Source organism: Aliiroseovarius subalbicans, assembly GCF_022678625.1.
Lineage (GTDB): Bacteria > Pseudomonadota > Alphaproteobacteria > Rhodobacterales > Rhodobacteraceae > Aliiroseovarius_A > Aliiroseovarius_A subalbicans.
In genome coordinates, this window is sequence record NZ_JALBYQ010000005.1 from 143,105 (window position 1) to 161,979 (window position 18,875).

Below are 18,875 nucleotides of genomic sequence, written 5' to 3' on the forward strand. Positions count from 1 at the left end.
CCGAAGCGAGCTGGTCTGTGCTGTTTCGGGAATGACGCTGGACCGGTCAGGTCCTTTCGAAGGACCGGTTTGACATGTATTACTAGCCCTCATCTTCCTTCATCATGGTTATTCGAGCGATGTCTTCAGACGTTCCTGCCAGCTCAAGCAGAATATTTGCCCGGCTTGTGGCGACATAAATCAGCTCAGGATCTAGCAATTCCTCAAGGCCAATTACAAAGACGCAGGGGCGGGACAGACCTTTGAACCTGCGGACAGAGTCGAAGATGATGTGGTTGGGGGCCAGGTCATCCGCCCGACAAGTTTCGATGCCAGCAATTTTTCCTGGCGGCGCCTTCAAGTCGTTCGAGTTGCCTGATAGCACGGCTATCTGCCCAACACCGACCTGGGAGGATGACAACAGGCGAGCTATTCGCTCATTGACTTTGGAAAACGCGAGGTCGCTTGAGCGACACTCCATTACGCCGACCGGTTCGCCTTCAGGGCCAATGGCAGTTGACCGCCGACCCTCGTACCACTTGGAGATAAGTGCATGAATGCGTCGAGTGTTTCTGAGGTTTCGCGTCAGTGGAATGGCTGACTGCGGCAACGCTGAGATGAAGTTGTCGTCCTGCGTGAAAAGACGCTGATTGTCGTCGAAAAACACACAGAAGCGCTGGTCGCCTCCATCCTTCAGGATTAGTCGCAAAGAGTTTAACCATGAGTCACGAAAATCCTGGCCTTCATCGATTATGATTGTATCGAAGCCGAGATCACGTCGGCTACCCACTGCCTCCATCAGAGCTTCTGGCAGGTGAGTATCAAACAGAGCCTGCCCGGCGTTTGCAGGCAACTGAATTGAAACCTCTTCAGCGAACTTGCGGCAGAGTGAGTGGAAACTGGCGACGACAAGGTTCTCCTGATCTCCACACGAGTTCTGAAGATGATTTGCCAGTGGCGCGTTGAAACAGGTTAACAAAGTACGCTGTCCGTCCTTTGCAAATCTGATGGCAGCTTCAATTGCCAATACGGTTTTCCCACTTCCCGCTCCGCCAGAAATCGCTAGTTCATGGTTGTCAGTCAGGGAGTCAAGAATCCAAGCCTGCTCGCCGGTCAGACGTTCTATTTCCTTGGCGTCATCCGCGAGGCTGCAACCGATATGAGCATGGAGTTCGAAGTGGCTAGCCAAGAGTTCTTCGAGCGCCTTCAATCCATCAAGGCCAAGTGGCTCTTCGCGCGCATCAGCCCCTTCCGTCATTCGGCGCACGACCCAGCGATCAAGTTTCGCCATGTCGTCACCAAAGGCTACGATTTCGAGCGGTGCATAAGATGCAAGTGCCTGGGACGGTCGCGTGCTTCCCGGGAGGATTGCCCCGTGACGTACTCGTAGGAAACGACTGCCAAGACGCTTCTTTATTCGCTTGAGAAAGTGATGCTTACTGCTCCGAGCCTGCGAAATCGGATTCTTAATTCTGAACGTGAATCCATCCCGGTCAGTAGTCAACCATTGACCATCTTCCTTGCGACAGCTTACACGCCCACCCTTGACTTCAAGAAAAAGAAGTCCGTTCTCGCGATGCGCAACGATGAAGTCAGCCTCACCGTCAAATTCGCCGCCGCCAGCATCCGCTTCATGCCACGAGCGTGAATAATAGACATTGTAGTCGCCTGCGAGTTGGTCGCGAAGCTTCTCGTAAACACGAATTTCAGAAGACAGTTTTTGATTTTCAATAACATGTTTAGGAAGCTGCGACGGATACATTCGGGCCATAATCACTCGCCCCCGTTGAGAATTTTTCTGAAGAATCCGATTTTAGGCTGGTCCGGTGTGCCGACAAGCATGCCGCGATCAAGATGCCGATTAAAATGCTCGCAGGAAGTTTCAGGAAGAAATGTGCAGCAATGGCATGCCGCAGACCCTGAGCCTTCCGACAAAGACAGGATCCCACTGCTGCAAAGCGGATCGGAGGAGCACCATTCCAGATCACGTAAGGCTGAAACCAAAAGCGGTCCCAATTCACTTGTTCGCCCCTTTCGCGATAGCCCGCCCAATGTGCCATCGGAATCCGGCGCCGATGTATAGAGAAGGAAGCCGCACATTCCACCCGGACCAGACGAAACGTACAGCCGCTCTCTGATGGAAGCGGTAGAATATCCACTGTCCAGTGAAAGCTGCTCCGCAAGGGCGTGCGCGGTCGTGTGTACCAAAAGGAAACGCGGCGAGATCGTCATCGGGAACGGGCGATCGTCTCCATTGTGCTCTCGCCAGGTGTTCTCCGCCGCAAAGTGCGCCTCTTTAGCCCGGTCAGAAACCTCTTTTCGCGCTTCCCATTTTGAGACCTCTTCTTCATCAAAGTTTATGAAGATCCCTTCTCCACGCACTTCAATAGCAGGGAGCCAGTTCAGCTTTGTGTCCGAAAGTGGCGCAACAAATGCACTGTTATCGTTGGCTTCAACAGCATTGAGCCGACTGAAACCTCGCAACACCCGGACCTCACGCAATCGTTCAACTGACACGAGGTGACTCAGGTATCCTGACATCTCAGGTGGCAGGATCTGTGGGTTGATTTGGAACTCGGGGAAATGCTCGTCACCTGCAATCCCGGAGCAAAGCATCATATGTTCGTTGGGTCGAAGATCGCCCGTTTGGTCATCCAGCAAAACAAGCAAAGTCAGGATTCTTGCCGCCAGTTCCTCTGCAGTAACCTGTGGATCTGGCCAAACCGGGTGTATCTTTCTCTTCACATAGAGAGGGAGCTGGTTCCGATCGTCCAGCGATATCAGATCATCCCAGAATTCCTCCAGCATATCTCGGAAAGAACCACCAAAGGGAGGTACATCTAACGCCGAGGCAATGACCGGAAAGTACGCATTTGAAGCACCTCGCTGAATTGCTACAGGCTGATGGCTGCAACCCTTGGCCTCAGATTTCAGCCAAGGCGACTTTCCATCACAAGGCAGCTTTCCAAGTGCTCCTGGGGAAAGAGCCCCGTCCAGATCCCTTTCTTGTTTGCACTCGGTACAGTGAACTTTCAGCCCCTTCAAACCGGCGCCATCGCCAATCAGTTTTAGAGGTTTCCTTTTTGAACACTTCTCAAGATGTCTTGGCCATGACGTCCACGGAAAGTCCTGAAGATGCCCGGCAGGACAAGTGACGACAAATCGAACCGGCACTGCGTAGACTTTTCTGATCCGTTTCCCTCTACCAGTACTGCAATTTGTGCAGTAAAGTTCAGGCTTTTCGATCTCAGAGCCCCAGAAGCGGCTTCTCTGCAAAAGATTGCAACTCGGGCAAACATGCCAGTCAGGAAAGCGATATGCGGGCAACAGGCGCGGCCTCTTGGTCGGTCCGAACCGTTCCTCACCGACAGGTGGCAAGCGAAATCCGCGAACTTGCAGGCGCACCTGGAGAGGCTCGTGATTGATACGCTGGTCATTCAGCAAGCCCGGCTTGGCCGAAAGTTTATCCCAGGACTCGAGGCCAGCGGCCACCACAGAAATCGGCGCCCCGTTTTCACCACGAAAGTCAATAATGGCCCCAGGACCATTGCCGGAGAGAACCTGACTTCTTCGAATTTTCCCAATAGGTTTCAATAATTTGTCTCCGTTTCTCGGGATCCACCAAGGAGAACGAACGGCGTCGATGCCTCAACGGTCCGTAGTGAATTTGGCGTCGGTTTCTGCTTGCTGAAGCGCGCTCTGTTTCCGCGTTCAGCTGCTGCTTCTGCGGAGGTTAAGAGCGCATCGTGATAGTCGCTCCAGTAATCACTAAGACCTTGATGGTCGAACCAGTCATCAAGGAAACTGTCGAGCTGACGGCGCGCAGCTTCAGCCTCGGCCGGATCGATGCGCTGGATCCGATCAACGATCTTATCCAGCAACTCCTCTGCTTCCTTCTGATGCTGTTCAATGGCTCCCGGGTCCGTCATTCCGTCTACAAGGTGGCGAACCAGCGCCACATACGGAGCATGAAGTGCTCTGTCTCGGGCGCGCGGTGCGAAGGGTGTGACACTTGTAGCCTCGACGTCTCGATAAAGACTGCGGTGCCAGCTGGCGAAAGTCTCATACCGGCTGCGGTCTCGAGATTTCGCGGCGTTGAACAGGGTAATCACAAGGCCGGGAGCACGGCTGCTGCGACCAACTCGGCTGGTAGCCTGAATATACTCAGCGATAGTTTTCGGCTGCCCGTTGACCAACATCAAGCCAAGTCGCGGAACGTCCATTCCAACCGAAATCATGTTGCTGGCCAACACGATGTCGATGTGATCCGGATCGTTCCATGGCCGCTCCAGATCCTTCAGGAAGCGAGGGATTTCGCTTGAGCGAACACGGCTCGTCAACTCGATTTGTGTCTGAGCATCGCGCTCTGGCTCCTTCCCATGGCGCGCAGCATAATCATGAATACTTCGTGCCGCGTCGTCTCGCATCAGAACCAGCGCACCACCGAGTTCCCGTAGTGAATTGAAATAGTTTACCAGCGTCCAGTAGCCGTCACGCGACTTGTCATCCAATCTCTTGTCAGTCGCCGCCTGCAGAAGCGAAGCTGCGACCGCTTGTTGAGTGAACTTGGCGGAACGTCCGACCGTAGTGATGCCAACGTACCGACGGCCGGGCACAGTACGATCCTCAACCGCGAACCCTGAATTGGTGTGATCGAGCCCCGGCGGCGGAAACTGAAAAGAGTTACGGTCAAACAGCGCTCTGATCTGCGCTTCAGCACGACGGATTGTTGCAGTCGAACCAATGATTTTTGGCCGATAACCCGACGTGTCACGACACAACTCGTCGATGGCAGTTTCATAGAGGCCCGCGAGACTTCCAAGAGGCCCTGAGATAAGATGCAACTCATCCTGAATGATAAGTTCCGGCGGGTCTGACGGTGTTCCGATACCGAACAAACGGCCCGATGTCTGATTTCGTGTGATCTGTGCGTACTTATCCACCGTACCAATGATGAGCGTCGGCTGTTCGCGATACACGTCCTCGTCAACCGTCCAGACAGGTACGGGGCTTATTGCCTGGGCCAATTCGCAAGACGCCGAATTACAACATGCTTCGACCCGATCACCATTGACGGAAAGTTTCCACTCCATAGGCTCGTGGCAGCAAGGACATGTTCGCAACTGCGCGGGAGAGCTTTCGCCGTTGTTTGCCAATGCTCTATCGGCACCCGCCACAGTATTTGGCGTTGCCCCTTCACCGACCCAGAGGCCGAGAGAAATCGGTGCGTCAGTGGCGAAGTGCTCTGGCACCTGACTTATGCCCGCATCGGCTTTGCCAAGCCGGATCAATTCACAGGCCAAAATAAGAGCAGCTGCTCTCTCAAATTGCTGAATTGTAAGTAGACGAAGCGTGTACCTCATAAAGGTGGTCACCCCCGCACCGCCCGGATCACCAGCGGCTCTGAGGCGCCGGAGGAAGATCGTAAAGGCTGTGAGGAGCAAATATGCTTCTGTTTTTCCGCCTCCGGTTGGGAACCAAAGGAGATCCATTGTCTCTCGCTCGGGCGAGGCGCTATTGGCAAGGGATTCCAAACTCAGAAGTGCAAAACCGAGCTGGAAAGGCCTCCATGACAGTTCCGGTGGATCGGGCTCGACCCTCCAGGAATATTGAAGTGCAAGTGCAGCATTGGCCATCCGAAAGGCATCGAGAACATCAGGTGCTTCTGCCAGAAGCGAGATACCTCTTCGCATCCGGTCCTCTGCCGCACGGCAACGCCTCATGTGTAGGTCACCTTGTTCAGCCAGTTGCGCTGGGAGCTCGGCAACACCACCCTCGGTCTTAGCGATCCATGCCGAATATGCATCCACAAATGCACTCAAAGCTTCGCAAAGCTCAATTCTGTCCTGCGTTGCGAGCCAGCGGGCGCTAAGTGCGGCACGAACTTTGTCACTTTCGAACTCGACATCACCCGCTGCGCTAACAACGTGAACGGTCGATTCCGGAAACCAGCTGGTTTTTATCTCCTTGATTGTGCCATCGACCGGTTCCTTCCAGGTTGCGGAACACGTGTGTCCCACAGCCCATTGCTGCACATTCTTGTAAAGCAGACCGGTTGATTTTGCATCGTCGTCTTGAGTTGCTCCCGCCACGCGTTCTGGCTTTGGGACCAGGCGGCATTCCCGATCGCATTGAACAGACAAAGAAACCTGGAACAAAGCGGCTTCTTCGTTTGCCTCACGACTTTTTGCCCGCGCTGGCTTGGTATCGTTGGTCAGTGCCAGAGTAACCAGCAGGACATCTGTCCAGGGTGCAACACGGACATGAAGGCTTGCGCCGGAGAGCCCGTGTTCCGCCAGACTGATTGTCGGAACTTCATCAGATTGTAATTTATCGAGTCGAAGAACGAGTTCCGCCACATGCGACTCGCGTCGCCAATCTTTTCTGCGTCGAGTTTGGGACCCCTCATCCTCGTTCTCAGGCTCCTCGGCTCGATAACGGGCTCCTTCAACCCGCACACGCAATGAAGCGCCATTCCCCAGCGACTGAACCCCGAACGACAAGCCGATGGAGCTCGGCCTGAAAGTTGATGCGGCCTTTACGCCGTCGAGTGAGGTGCCGGCATAGTCCGCGTCGTCGGCATCAGATGCCTCATCATCCTCCTCCGCAGAAATTGTTGTTCTGTGAGCAAAGAGAATGCCGGTGAGATATCGGTCCGTCGGCCTGTCGGTGATTACCTCGTCGTTCGCTTCCGGCCCGATGAGGTCGACTTCCAGTCGTTCCAGCATTGTATCTCGGGCATCGTTCATCCGCATTCTCCAAAATTGTTTTCGCTCCAGCGAGGCACCTGAGCAAAGCCCCCCAACAGAGGCATCAACCCAATAGAAGGTGCGTTACCCGTGCGGTCTGGCACGGCAACGGTTGTTGCTCCTACAACGGAAAAACCAGAAATCCGCTCAGGCATTGGACTATCCGAAGTAGTCTGACATACGGATTGCAGCGCTTCGGAAAAACCGGAAGACAGGCAACCAATTGCGACGGCATCGCTTTCGTCGGCCCGAACCAGAAGCCTGCCTTCAGGATCCAAGAACGTCTCAGCAAATACCCCGCCCGCCGCTGCCCGCCAGATCGCTTCGCTCACATGCCGAGCATCATCTACCTGCGCCATTCGAAGAAAATCCTGCCAGTTTTCGAGGTCGCCCTCGAGCCCGATTTCGATCAATCTGTGGTCCTTGCGAGGTGCCCAGTATCTTTCGGGCTTGCCTGTTGTATAATACTTGTCCGGATGGATCCATGACGTCCTCAATTCAGCAGAAGAACGTGTCGAGCCGACGTAGAGTGTACGCGCCTCCTCTCCCCAATCGACCGTGTCGCCGTATGGAGCACGCGTCAAAAGCAACATCACTCGTTGATCTTCACGACCCTTTACCGCGTGGATCGTTGAAAGCAGTGGCCCACGTTTGCCTTCAAAGTCGCAAAGCAGCTCCAGAGGTGCATCTTCGAGCGCTTCAGCCACATGGCCGACTAGGATGTTTTCACGTCCGCTTCCGTCAAGCTCCAAAAGGATTTTCCAACACTCCTCGCAGTTCTGGTCAATTGCCGGATGAACGGCACCATGCAAAAATTCAAAGGCATCCCTCGACAGCCTCTCCGACCCTGAAATTCCGCCGAGTGTTGCACCGATCCAAGGCGCGATCCGAATAGGGCGGTCTGGAAGACGCATACGGAACTGACGGCCCTCCGCTCGCAGGGCCTCGGCAGCTGTGAAGAGCGCGTTGCGGCTCCGAGTAAGGATCAGGCCGCGTGTCGTAGACGGATGGGTAGTGAAGCTCTTTACATCTGTCTCCAGAGCTGCGCCCTGTATCGTTTTACGAACCTCGAAGTACGTATCTCGAGAACCTCTAGGGTCACTCCGCAGGGTCTCCCGAGCGTCTGAAAAAAGCTGCTTAAGGGAAATGTTACTGGTGCGGTGATCATGCTCCAGTCTGTAGCTTTCGAAATCGTTGGTATCAACCTTCTCAGAGAGGAAAGTGGCCTCAGTCCTATCGCGTCCTTGATAGCCATAGATTGCCTGAGCGAAATCACCAAGAATCGTGACACCGCATTCCGGATGCAGCAGCTCGACCAGAGCATCACAAAGCGCCTTTCGATCGCCCACGAGATCCTGCGCCTCATCGATAATGACATGCTCAAGCTGTCCGATTGCATCTGCCACAAGCGGGTCACCGGAACGCAACAGCCGCGCTGCGGCTCTTATGTTCGCATCGTAGGTAGCCGCGCCTGAAGCGCCAGTGACAGAAAGAAGACGTGAGGCGAAAGAGTCGAAGGTCCGTATTTGCAGGGCGGCTACATTCGGCTGCTCAGCTAGTCGCGTGTAGACCCGCTCCCTGAGTTCCGCCACGGCCATGCGCGTGAAACTCAGGAGTAGGATACGGGAGGGAGAAAGGTTTTCCTCCTGTACGAGCGCAATCACGCGTTCACACGCAACATGGGTTTTCCCCGACCCTGGTCCTGCCTCGACTACGAGGCGGGCCGGGCCCGGTGCTTTGATGACTCTGTCCTGACTCGGATCGCGTGGGCGGGTGCCTTCGGCATCCTTGGACAATGGCACTATCCCGAACCATTCGTTCAGGAATCTGGCATTCAGGTCGCTCAAGGACCACTCCCGCGTCACAGGGTTGAAGGGACCGCACAGTTGAAGCGCGAAACTCAAAGTCTCAGGCATTGGCTCCGGCTTCGTCCATCGGCCCTCTGATGGCAGCAACTCGGTGACACCCTGCAAATCGCTAAGGCCTAACTCCCGCAGCAAGTCGATCAGGGTTTCTGTTTCGCCCGCCTCTACCACCGGGAAAAGAAGATCAGGGTCCTTGCCGGTGCCGATACCATGGCTCCCAAGCAAGATAGTGCGGCCATCCGGCAGCGATATGCGCCGCTCAGACAATGAGACTAAGACAGTTTCACCACGCATCGTCCCAAAGCCGATGTCGTGAACCCTGCACAACGTATCAATCACATTCTCAACTGTAGTTATTGCTTCTGAGGCGGCACTGCCGCTCATAAACTGAGTCACCAACTCCACGACAGCAATCCGGCTGATGCCTTTCCGAGCATAAACAACACTACGCACCAGGTCGGCGATCGCACGTCTGGCACGCGGCCCGAGCTCTGCGGGCACAACCATGTTTGAAAACTCTTGGGAGACGGTATTCACGTTCGAAATGAGCTCTCTGTTAAATTAGCGTTGACCTTCGTAGGCTTAATAATGAACACTCTCGTCGAGGTGGTGCCATTTTTCAACCTCACAACGCTTAATAGATTTTTATTTAGGTACAGGAGAGCGAATGACGTGGTTCCCAAAGGCTCTGGAGGATCACCACGCTTCGCTTGCTGATCGTTTCTCTGATCTAGCCAGTGAACGCGGATCCTTTCCGGTTTTTGCGATAGAACATGACCTCGACCAACGAGCTCTCTCTGAACTCAAGGCCGCTCTGGCTCTCGGGATTGAGCATGACCCTCAACTGAAGGGAGCCCAATGGGCGTGGGGCTACCTCCCGTTGCTAGTGGCGGCTGCCGAAACTGGCTATCGCTACCGTGGCACGGGAACGGACTTCTGGCCACTTCTGTCTCGGGAGCTGACGGTTGAGACCGGCGGAGAATTCCGTGCTGAGATTACTCGGTTGTTTGAGCTCGGCGCCAAAAATTTTCGGCTGTTTCGCCCCGGGGAAAGCCCTTGGGAACGTCATTTTCCACTAATAGCATGGCCAATTGGTAACGCTTTGGTGCCGCTGGAGATTCAGCCCCAAGTTACAGACGCACTGCGGCGAGCTATACGTGCAGGAATTTCTTTCGAGGATACAGAGGGGATAATCGAGTATCTCAAAAAGCTGGCTGCAGGGCACGCCAGCCGACGCTTTGAGCATTGGATAAGGAATGCTGATGTCGCGCTTGAAGTTATGCGGCGCCTGCTCCTTCCCGATTCTGAGGGGTGGATGTCTGCTGGCATTCTTCATCGGATTGATAAAGATGTCCGCAAGGACGCCCGATCATTCCGCGCAATTTCCGAAGCTCGCCACAATTCCACGCGAAGGATCGCACGACCGAAAGAAATTCCATCGTCCCGGTTCATGGTAAGCCTTTCTGACAGCTTGCCGACCGAACTGGCAATTCGCGGACCTGTTTTGAGCGCCAGTCTGCGAGAAGAAGTGATCGCCGGTTTGCGTATTCAAGGAGACAGGATAAGAGCAACGGGCTCGGAGCACAGTATTTTATTGCGCTCCTTCCTTGCCGGCGGTGAGATCGCGCTCGGCCCATTCGGCATTTTGCCAGAGTCTCCTCTCTACCGAGGCGATACCTTCCTTCGCCCACAACAGGAAACTGCAGACATTCTCTTGGAGAATTTACAGCCTGCAGAGGCTTCGTTCTTTCTGGTTGAGCCAGAGGGGCACACTGCTACCGCTGTAGTACCAGGGGACGCGCTTCCTGTAGGTGCGGCTGTCATACATTGGATTCGCACCGACCAAACCGGTTCGCCCGAATTTCGTCGTCTCGAGACCGTTTCAGATGCCGAGTACCTGCGACGGCATGGCTTCACGTTGCTATCAAAGCGGCCGGCTCTACGTGTTTTAGGTATTCCAATGCCTGGCGTCACTCCAAGCTATTCTGCGCAGTTTCCAATCCTTGTTTCAGCCCGAAATCATGATAGCACTCCCTTTCTCGATGGCGAGAAACACCCTGCGAATTGGCTCGAGCTGCGCGGCAAAAAATGGGCTGCTTTTCAGCCTTCTCCCGGAGAGCATACGCTCTCATCGCCCGAACTCGAAGATGGTGACTCCATCCTTATCGAGGTCGTCGAGCCTCCCGATATTGAACCGGCCTCCATCAGTATTCAGCCTGATAAGGCGACGTTGCGTGATCTTGAGCTAGGCAGGCTGGAGATAAAAATATCTTCGCCGATTGCATTGGAGCAAGTACCTGTTTGCCTTCGCATTTTGTCGGGCGACCAGCAGATCTCCATGGCCGAAGACACAGTAGACCGACTACCTCACATCATTGCCGGAGGTTCGCCACTGCTGCGGCGCTTGCAAACGCAAATGCTCGAACATCAAGCGCCCTTAAGCAGCGTGCGCCTCGACGTGGAAGTCCAAGGTCTTCGCCCTGCCTCTACTCTGATTTCACCCAGCCGTCTGGACCTTCACTACGATCGAGCTTCGGGACTCTGGTTGGATAAAAGCAGCGAAAACAGAACATTTTCGACTCTCATTGCGACCCCGGACTCTCCATTGCCCCATGCCAACGCCGCTGACGACGGCGACCTAAAGTTACTCTTGCCTGCTTCCCCTCGGCACCAAACGCTCGGCTCAGGGGTTGTTGTTTCGGACAACCGCCATCTCAGCTTTGCACAACTGGCCGGAGAAAAGGTCAATGTGCCGATTCTGTTGCGAGAGGCCGACTCCCGTGACGGCTACGTAGGGTTGACCGATGTTGCTCGGGCCACATTAGCCTGGCAACTGGCCGAAGCAGATGATCTGATCAGCAACTGGCGGCGTTTCTCTGTTCTCGACCATCTCGAATCGGCTGTGATCGGACTGCTTTGTGGTGCCCAGTGGCAGAAAACAGAGGCGGGAATAGACCTTTCCATTTTGTCTCAACACGGTGCGCTTTTCCGATGTGCAGAGTCTGTGGGGCTCCTTGCAGGCGAGGACCTGCCGCGGATTGAAATCAATTCCGACTGGATGTTTTTCAGAGACCGCCTGATAGACCGTTTTCGAGTAGTAGTAACCACAATAACGGAAGCCGTGCATCACTGGGATGAGGAAATGGGCGGAGAATTGGATCTCGCTGTGATCGACGCCTACGAAGATCTTCGACTTCATCTGGAGAAAAACGGCCGCGAAGCGTTCGAAGAAGTTGATATGGCACGCCCCGCGGAGGACTGGCTAAGGGCATTGGAGCAGGCACAGGAAATGCCACTACTTCCAATGTTCAGGCGGCTCATCCTGCCGGACTCACGTTGGATATCCCTCACCAGTGCACCGTATGACGAGTTTACCGAGAACGATCTTGTCGACCTCCTTGACGAGTGCCACGTTGATGCATCCCGTCGGCCCGGTCAGCGATGGATTGGCAGGGCTGAGCTGAGGGCCTTAGTGCAATTTTGGCTGTCGCCTGAAGCGACAATATATGAGGAAGACTGGCCACGGCTTCTGTCAAAAGCCTTGTCAGATGTGCGAACGGCCCGCGCCGTTCGCTATACGGCTCTCCGTTACAAGCTTGCACGCCTTGAAATGCGCGACGGAGTGACAGTGTGACAGATCAATACCTTCGTTTCGTCAATGGAGTTCAGGCACTGCGCCGCAGGACCTCGGCGCTCAGCGTCGGCCTTTGCGGAGCTCTTGGTGTCGCAGCCGATCCTCTTCCTCACCAGCTTTCAACGGTACGACGTGTCCTCGGCGAAACCCACGTCCGACACCTTTTGTCAGATGAAGTCGGTCTCGGCAAAACGGTCCAGGCATTAATGATTATCAATGCTTTGCGCTGGCAGCGGCCCTCGCATCGCACAATTATTGTTGCGCCCGACAACCTCTTGTCGCAATGGCAGGAGGAATGCTGGGTTCGCGGGCACATTATGCCTGCCCTTGCTGGTGCCACCGATAACAGCATCGACGAAACGGCAGCTGTTACCCTTGCGAGGCCTCGTGATCTGATGATCCGACAAGGTGAGGGCACACGCACCATCTCTGCAGACTCTTCTCTGTTTGATCTGCTGGTAGTAGATGAACCGCAGACCATGCCACGCGAGACGATCCAAATGTTGTCACAGGCCTCTGACAACTTCAGGCAGGCACTCATACTCTCTGCTACCCCACGCCTCGGAGATCCGGTATGGCGTGAATTGATCATGCGGATGATTGAACCGGAAGCCAGCCAGTTGGCGCGATTGGAAGCCCGTACACTCGTCGATGTTCTCGAGGAACGCGAGAATACCGCGATCGAGCTCCTTGGAGAGAGCGCCGACACACAACAATGGTCGCGAAGCTTCTTGCGAGCCGCTGCCGGCAGGAAAGTGATCCGCAACGGACGAAGCCAATGGAGCGAGTTCTTACCTAAGCGCAGAAACCATGAGGTACGCATCCAACCCATCGAGTCAGAACGGGCCCGGTATGAAATTGCCGACAGGCTGCTACAAGAAGCTGATCCGGAGCAAGGTCTTAAGGGGCCGCTGTGGACTGCTGCGCGCGCTTTGCAGAGAAGCGCAAGAGCTGCGCGAACCGTTCTGACGGACCTTTCAACGCAGGAAGGAAGTCTGGGCAGAAAGGCAGAACGAGCACGAATAACCTCGTTCGAAGACCCTGGTGACAGCCGTCTCGACGCACTTCTCGACATTCTTGCAGATCAATGGAGTTTGGCAGCGGAAAGAGCTTTCATCGTTGTCTGTGGCGACAACCCTACAATCGATATGCTCCGCACGACACTACCTCGTTATTTTCCTGATCTAGCAGGAGCGATTTCGGTGATGCGGCGCCCTGCAACAAGTGAGCTCGACGGTGTCGCTAACCTTCGAGGGGTTCAGGAAACTCTTGCCCCGCTACTCGCTGGAGAGAGCAGGCTGCTTCTTGTGGGTGACTGGGTGCAGGCCGGACTGAATTTACATCACGTTGCGCAAGGTATCATTTTCTTCTCGCTGCCTTGGGAAATCGACAGTATCGATCAGCTGATCGGCCGGATCGACCGCCTCGGCGGCCCGAAGTCCCGGCGCAGGGTGCAGAATACCGTCGATATATGGCGCATCCTTATCGAAGGTTCGCAGGAAGCCGCAATTGCGGATGTGGTTGCTTCGATGGGCGTATTTGATGCACCGATGCCGCCACTCTCCGCTGACGAACTGCAACAGGTTCAAGCCCAGCTGGGCAAAGCAGCAAAGTCGCGAAAAGTTCGCAGATCAGTCGCGCGGCTTGCTGGTGACGGAACCGGATTGACGAGCCGACTAACTGCGCAAGATCCATACACGCCAGAGCGGGCGATCACAGCGTTCTCGGAGTGGCAAGCGCAAACCTGCCCGGCGCCAGCTATGATGCAAGATATCGCGCTGCCACAGGACACGCCCGTCAGAAGAGAAGAACGCGCCTTAGGAGCATGGCTTCAAACCATTGGGAAATCTGACGACTTCAACGTGAGTTCGCGCCGCGACACGTTTGACGACTATCGCTTCAGGACGTTGTGGTACTATCGCGAAGCCGCCACCGGACGCGCAGGCGCCAGCCCTTTTCAGCTACCAGCGACCTCTCGCGACAATTGGATGTCCGATCATATTCCTTTCATTTATCGCCGTTCAGATATTGGAACTCCGCCACGAAAGGCTGTGTTCACGGATGAGGGCGAAGAAACTGCTAGGCCCTTGCGTTTTCTGGACCATGGAAGCGTCGTCCATGACACTTTGCTTAGAGGATATGCGAAAGCTGTCAGCAGTCAGTTTGGACCCGACACGCCGGTTGTGCAGACGAGCGTTTTTCTTCCCGAAGGCCACCCAGCTCGGGGAATTGGTTCTCTTGCGTTCCTAACGGTTGCACCCCTTGATCCTTTCCCGGATCAACTGTTGCCGGGCCTTTGGTCGTCTAAAGCAAGTGCGCTTCTTGACCAAGCGACAACTGACGCACAGAGAAGCTCGCTAATTGAAGATCGGAAAGCCCTGCAAGCACTTTACCACGCTCTACAACGGAGGGTGCGTCTTGAGATTCCGGGAAGATTGATCCGAGAGGGGGTTGTAAGAAGTTCAGACGGGTTGAAACGCCTGAATGCTGAGGATGTTGACCTATGCCTCCAACCCGTTACGGCCTCTACCGACAACGCGATGGCCAGTGGCCGTAGGCCTATGTCAAACTTTCTAAAGCCTGAGGTGGCTTCTGCACTTCGTTCGAAACAATTGGAGCTCATAAGATCTGAAGCGGATCAGTTTGCTCATGATAGCATTGCACAACTATTCCCGGTGCTTGAAGAGTTTGCGACCCAAGTTTCCACTCAATTCGAAATTGAAGTCCGGAACAGGGAGCTCAGACTTCAACGGCGCAGAAATTCACAGCCGGAAGGCGTACCCATTGAACTCTGGCAGGGTCAGATTTCTGCGCTCGAGCGCTCACTTGAAATGGCGCGCCTGAACGGCGCAGAGGCGATCAGATTAATCCAGGAATTTGGAGCAGGACGACTGAAACCTCCGCCGCCAGATTCGTTATGCATCTTAGTTTCCCTCGTCAGCGATCAGTGATCAGAATACAGCCGCAAAAAACTCCCCCAGCCGGGTCGGGTGGCATTTAACATAATGGCGCTTGCGCGCTTGAGGCGGCGATCCAACTATTAATACATCGGAGCGCCGCCTCTTGTGACCAGTTTTCACAATATTGCCGAGTGGAAAATCTCGGCCTGGTGGGCCCAGTGCGGGTTCGCCGCCATCCCCACCCCGCACTTGATCCGCCCCACCGTGCGGCGTCTCCTGCGGTCCCCGCGCTTCTAAGGGTCCGGGTCCCCAATCGCGGTCCGGCCGAAACTGACCGAATCCACTTGGATCAGGAGGCCAAGGCCTCCGTCTCCGTGATTTTCTCGAATTCAGGCAGAAACTCGGGATGGTACATCTCGATATACCGCGTGATGCGTGCGTTGCTGATGAGCTTCGAGACGTAGCCACGCCCCAGAACCAAATCGAGGTGATCGCTCCCGTAGGTGTCCTCGACTAGGCGTAGCTCGCGCTCCAAATTGGCGGACTCGCGCTCCATCAACTCTAGTTGCTGTCGAGAAATCCCCCTGACGGCTTTGGGTTTCTCCGGGTTTTTCAGCTCGCTGGCCGGCGTCGCTGCCAAGAGAGAACGGGCGTAATTGACGGTGTTTTTGTTCATTGCAACCATCAGCTCTGCAGCCTCGATCTGGCGCATCGGTTTCATCTTTTTGAGAATTTGGAATCCGGTCAGAGCGATCTGCTTGTCCTTAAGAAGCTCAGCCGCCTCTGGGCAAATTCCGTCTAGCAGCCGCTTCTTGCCCTGCAGTGATTTGATGTTCACGTTGAGCGCCCGCGCCAACCGATCTTCCGGAACACCACGTTCGAGCGCCTTCAGGATCATCTTGTGTTCCTGAATAGTGGCCAGGCGGCTGATGCGCTTGTTGTACGTGAAGGCTTCGTCGTCCGTCGAAACCTGACACGGGGCATTGCTCTTTCCCAGATCAAGCAAAATCGCGAGGCGCACATGCCCATCGAGCAGCATGAATTTCTCAGGGTCGGATTTGTCGCGAACGACGACCAGGGGCTCGACCAGGCCGACCTCTTCGATCGAGGCAGCGACCTGGCGGTATTTCACCGTTTCTTTGGTTTCTTTGCGAACGGCATAGAGCGGGCAGATCTGCTCCAGTGGCAGCCGCATGAGGCCTTTCTCAAACGCCATGCCGATAGTTTTGTTGCGCTTTGATCGTGCCATCAGACGCCTCCTGTCCGAGCGGCCAAACGGTCAGAGAGGTTTTTGGGAATGGTCGCCAAACCCTCGGCCCTGAGAAGGGTGACGAAATTCTCATCGATCAGAAGTTTGCGCAGGGCTTCCGTGATGAACATCAATTCGTTGCGTGTCGCTGTTGCTTTGCGTAGCAAGACTTGCTTCTTCTCCACGTCGTTCTGGTAGGTCCGGATCAAGCTTTCGACCGACAGCGAGCGTCTCTTTGTTCGGTCCGTGCTTGCGCGTCCTTTGCCGTGTTGCTGGCGCGCCTCAACCAGACGCTTTGCGGCCATGAGCTTGCCGCCGCGAAGGAGATTGTTCTCGTAGGCCTGACGTAGGACGTCCTGAACTTCCGTATCTTTGGCTTCCGCGATGTCGACGGCAACACTCACCGGGATCTTTCCACTCTCGACAGCTCGCAGAAGTCTGTGTTCGCCACTTTCGAGCAGCCGCACAACGCCACGGACGTACTTCAGCGACAAGTTGGTTTTGCGCGCGATCTCGGGTTCCGAATAGCCACGCTCTTTCAGTCCTTTGATGTCGCGCAGGAGATCCAGAGCCCGGTGCTGACGGCGGGCCAGATTTTCGACAAGGCTCATCACGAGGCAATCTTCGCTGCTCGCATCTATGATAATCGCTGGGATCTTGGTTTGACCAAGCTCCTCGAAAGCCTCCAGGCGGCCCTGACCACAGACCAAATCGTAGAGGGGGCCATCTTCTCCCTCTCGCGCTGCAACGGTGATCGGCCGCTTCAACCCGAGCTCGGCGATGTTGTCGACGATCTCTCTGAATGCCTTCTGATTGCGTACACGCGGGTTCACTACCGTGATCCGATCCATTGGGATCAATTCGGCTGCTTGGGGCTGCATCTCGGACATCAGGCCACCTCCGGAACAGAGACGTGGACCGCCATGTCGAACAAGGGATCCAGCGTATCGAAGCGATACGCATCGAGCGACAACCCGTTGTGCTCAGCCAGACGAATTCGAGAGAGGGTCATGTCGAGGCTAGGGAGCAGGTAGTGGTCGAGCGGTCGCTGGTTCGCCCGATCCATGCGAACGGCGATTGTGATGTCAGGTTTGAGACCCATGTCGAAACGGATGTTCCACCGCAGCGAGCCGGCGTTGGTCTCGCTGCATCGGACGATGACGAGGGACGCAGTGAACTCCTTGTTGATCGTGAGCAAGTCTGTCCGAGGGTGCCGCTCCACGCTGCCGCCCGAGGCTTCGATGCTGGCAATTGTCTCGGCAACAATATCGGGATGGAGGTCGCGCAGGCGACGATTGATCTCTATGTATCGATAATCGCGATCGGGCTTGAAACCGACTAACCGATACGCGCGAAGCAGGCTGCCAAAGCGTGAACGATAAGCGCTGCTCGAGGGCAGGGCCTCGGCTTCATCGATGACCATCCCAGACAGAAATCCCTGGGCCTCGAACACATCTTTCAGACCTTCGAGCATTTCGTCGTCGGTGAGTTTGCTCGATCGCGTATTGATGATGGCGTTGGCGGCGGCAAACAGATCTGGATTGACGATCCCCTCGAATGCGCCCTTGGCCCGGACCCAAGTATTCGGATCGTTTTGGACGCGTTGCTTCTTGAGCTTGAAGGAGCTGCGGTTCCAAACGTTGTTGCCGATGTATTTCTCGTTGATCAGGATCTGGTGGACGGTGCTACGGGTCCAGGCACGGCCGAGATCCGTTAGGATGCCACGCGCATTCAGAGCCTCGGCGATCACAGCCTCGGATTTCAGGTATTCAACGAAACTGTGAAAGATCTCTTGGACGACCGCGATTTCATCGGCTGGACCCGGGACCAGAGTGACACGGTCAGTCTGAATGCTCTTGTGTTCACCCCGCTCCAGGATGCCTTTTGTAACCCCATGCTCGTCAATCAGCATACGCCTCAAACCGAAACCAGGCGGACCACCTTGGCGATAGCCGAGCTCGATCAGGCGGCACTGCCCGGTGAAGACCTTCTGTGAGAGCTCGCGGCTGTACTCGCCCGCCATAGCGCGCTTGACGCCTTTGACGATTGTGGAGACAGGGCTGCCGTCATTCTCGAACTGCTCGGCACAATAGATGACGGAGATGCCGGCGCGTTTGCAGATGTATTCGTAATAGGCACTCTCGTCGGCATCCTGAAAGCGGCCCCATCGACTGATGTCGTAGACAAGCACCACCTCGAAATCCGCCCGACCGGACTGAATGTCATCAATTAGTTGTTTTAGCCCGTCACGACCCTGAATCCTTAGCCCGCTCTTTCCTTCGTCGGAATAGGTGTGAACGATTTCGATGCCGCGCTGCTCAGCATAGAGCGCAATGGCGTCGGACTGGTTCTCGGTCGAATAACGCTGGTGTTCCGTCGACATACGCACGTATTGCGCCCCGCGAATACAGCGCTTGGCTTTTGGAGCGTCGGGGCTCTCTTCAAGATCGTCGTGCCAGCTCAAGTGCTAAGCACCTCCATTCATTGAATTCGACACCT

9 protein-coding genes are annotated in these 18,875 nt (G+C 55.3%); 2 read left to right on the forward strand and 7 right to left on the reverse strand.

The window, feature by feature from the left end; all coding sequences use genetic code 11:
* Positions 1-82: 82 nt before the first annotated feature.
* The 4 genes from MN188_RS15625 to MN188_RS15640 are packed head-to-tail and all read right to left on the reverse strand — an operon-like array spanning position 83 to position 9,130.
* Entirely contained in the window at positions 83-1,741 is a 1,659-nt protein-coding gene (locus tag MN188_RS15625; protein ID WP_242110183.1) for a nuclease-related domain-containing DEAD/DEAH box helicase, read from the reverse strand.
* A gap of 11 nt (positions 1,742-1,752) precedes the next feature.
* On the reverse strand, positions 1,753-3,573 hold the full coding sequence (gene drmB, locus MN188_RS15630) for a DUF1998 domain-containing protein (RefSeq protein WP_242110185.1): 1,821 nt from the start codon (positions 3,571-3,573) through the stop codon (positions 1,753-1,755).
* Entirely contained in the window at positions 3,570-6,728 is a 3,159-nt protein-coding gene (locus tag MN188_RS15635) for a helicase-related protein (RefSeq protein WP_242110186.1), read from the reverse strand. The genes drmB and MN188_RS15635 overlap by 4 nt, the downstream gene beginning before the upstream one ends.
* On the reverse strand, positions 6,725-9,130 hold the full coding sequence (locus MN188_RS15640) for a UvrD-helicase domain-containing protein (protein WP_242110188.1): 2,406 nt from the start codon (positions 9,128-9,130) through the stop codon (positions 6,725-6,727). The genes MN188_RS15635 and MN188_RS15640 overlap by 4 nt, the downstream gene beginning before the upstream one ends.
* A 130-nt stretch (positions 9,131-9,260) precedes the next feature.
* Here MN188_RS15640 and MN188_RS15645 point away from each other — a divergent pair, with 130 nt between their 5' ends.
* Both MN188_RS15645 and MN188_RS15650 read left to right on the forward strand, forming a co-directional pair.
* A complete protein-coding gene (locus tag MN188_RS15645; RefSeq protein ID WP_242110189.1) occupies positions 9,261-12,227 on the forward strand; it encodes a hypothetical protein in 2,967 nt (988 codons plus the stop codon).
* Positions 12,224-15,178, forward strand: a complete 2,955-nt coding sequence (locus MN188_RS15650; protein WP_242110190.1) for a DEAD/DEAH box helicase — start codon at positions 12,224-12,226, stop codon at positions 15,176-15,178. The genes MN188_RS15645 and MN188_RS15650 overlap by 4 nt, the downstream gene beginning before the upstream one ends.
* 298 nt (positions 15,179-15,476) lie before the next feature.
* On the opposite strand, the gene MN188_RS15655 is transcribed toward MN188_RS15650, so the two are convergent.
* The 3 genes from MN188_RS15655 to MN188_RS15665 are packed head-to-tail and all read right to left on the reverse strand — an operon-like array spanning position 15,477 to position 18,759.
* Entirely contained in the window at positions 15,477-16,376 is a 900-nt protein-coding gene (locus MN188_RS15655) for a plasmid partitioning protein RepB C-terminal domain-containing protein (protein ID WP_242110191.1), read from the reverse strand.
* Positions 16,376-17,266 carry a plasmid partitioning protein RepB C-terminal domain-containing protein gene (locus MN188_RS15660; protein ID WP_242110192.1) on the reverse strand — a complete coding sequence of 297 codons (891 nt, stop codon included), beginning with the start codon at positions 17,264-17,266 and terminating at the stop codon, positions 16,376-16,378. The genes MN188_RS15655 and MN188_RS15660 overlap by 1 nt, the downstream gene beginning before the upstream one ends.
* Complete coding sequence (locus MN188_RS15665; RefSeq protein ID WP_242110240.1) at positions 17,266-18,759, reverse strand: recombinase family protein; 1,494 nt, start codon at positions 18,757-18,759, stop codon at positions 17,266-17,268. The genes MN188_RS15660 and MN188_RS15665 overlap by 1 nt, the downstream gene beginning before the upstream one ends.
* Positions 18,760-18,875: the final 116 nt, after the last annotated feature.

Excerpts from the sequence above, each read along its gene's own strand:
- MN188_RS15625 (WP_242110183.1), bottom strand. The coding sequence starts at position 1,741 with ATGTATCCGTCGCAGCTTCCTAAACATGTTATTGAAAATCAAAAACTG.
- MN188_RS15635 (WP_242110186.1), bottom strand. The coding sequence starts at position 6,728 with ATGAACGATGCCCGAGATACAATGCTGGAACGACTGGAAGTCGACCTC.
- MN188_RS15645 (WP_242110189.1), top strand. The coding sequence starts at position 9,261 with ATGACGTGGTTCCCAAAGGCTCTGGAGGATCACCACGCTTCGCTTGCT.
- MN188_RS15655 (WP_242110191.1), bottom strand. The coding sequence starts at position 16,376 with ATGGCACGATCAAAGCGCAACAAAACTATCGGCATGGCGTTTGAGAAA.
- MN188_RS15660 (WP_242110192.1), bottom strand. The coding sequence starts at position 17,266 with ATGTCCGAGATGCAGCCCCAAGCAGCCGAATTGATCCCAATGGATCGG.
- MN188_RS15665 (WP_242110240.1), bottom strand. The coding sequence starts at position 18,759 with ATGTCGACGGAACACCAGCGTTATTCGACCGAGAACCAGTCCGACGCC.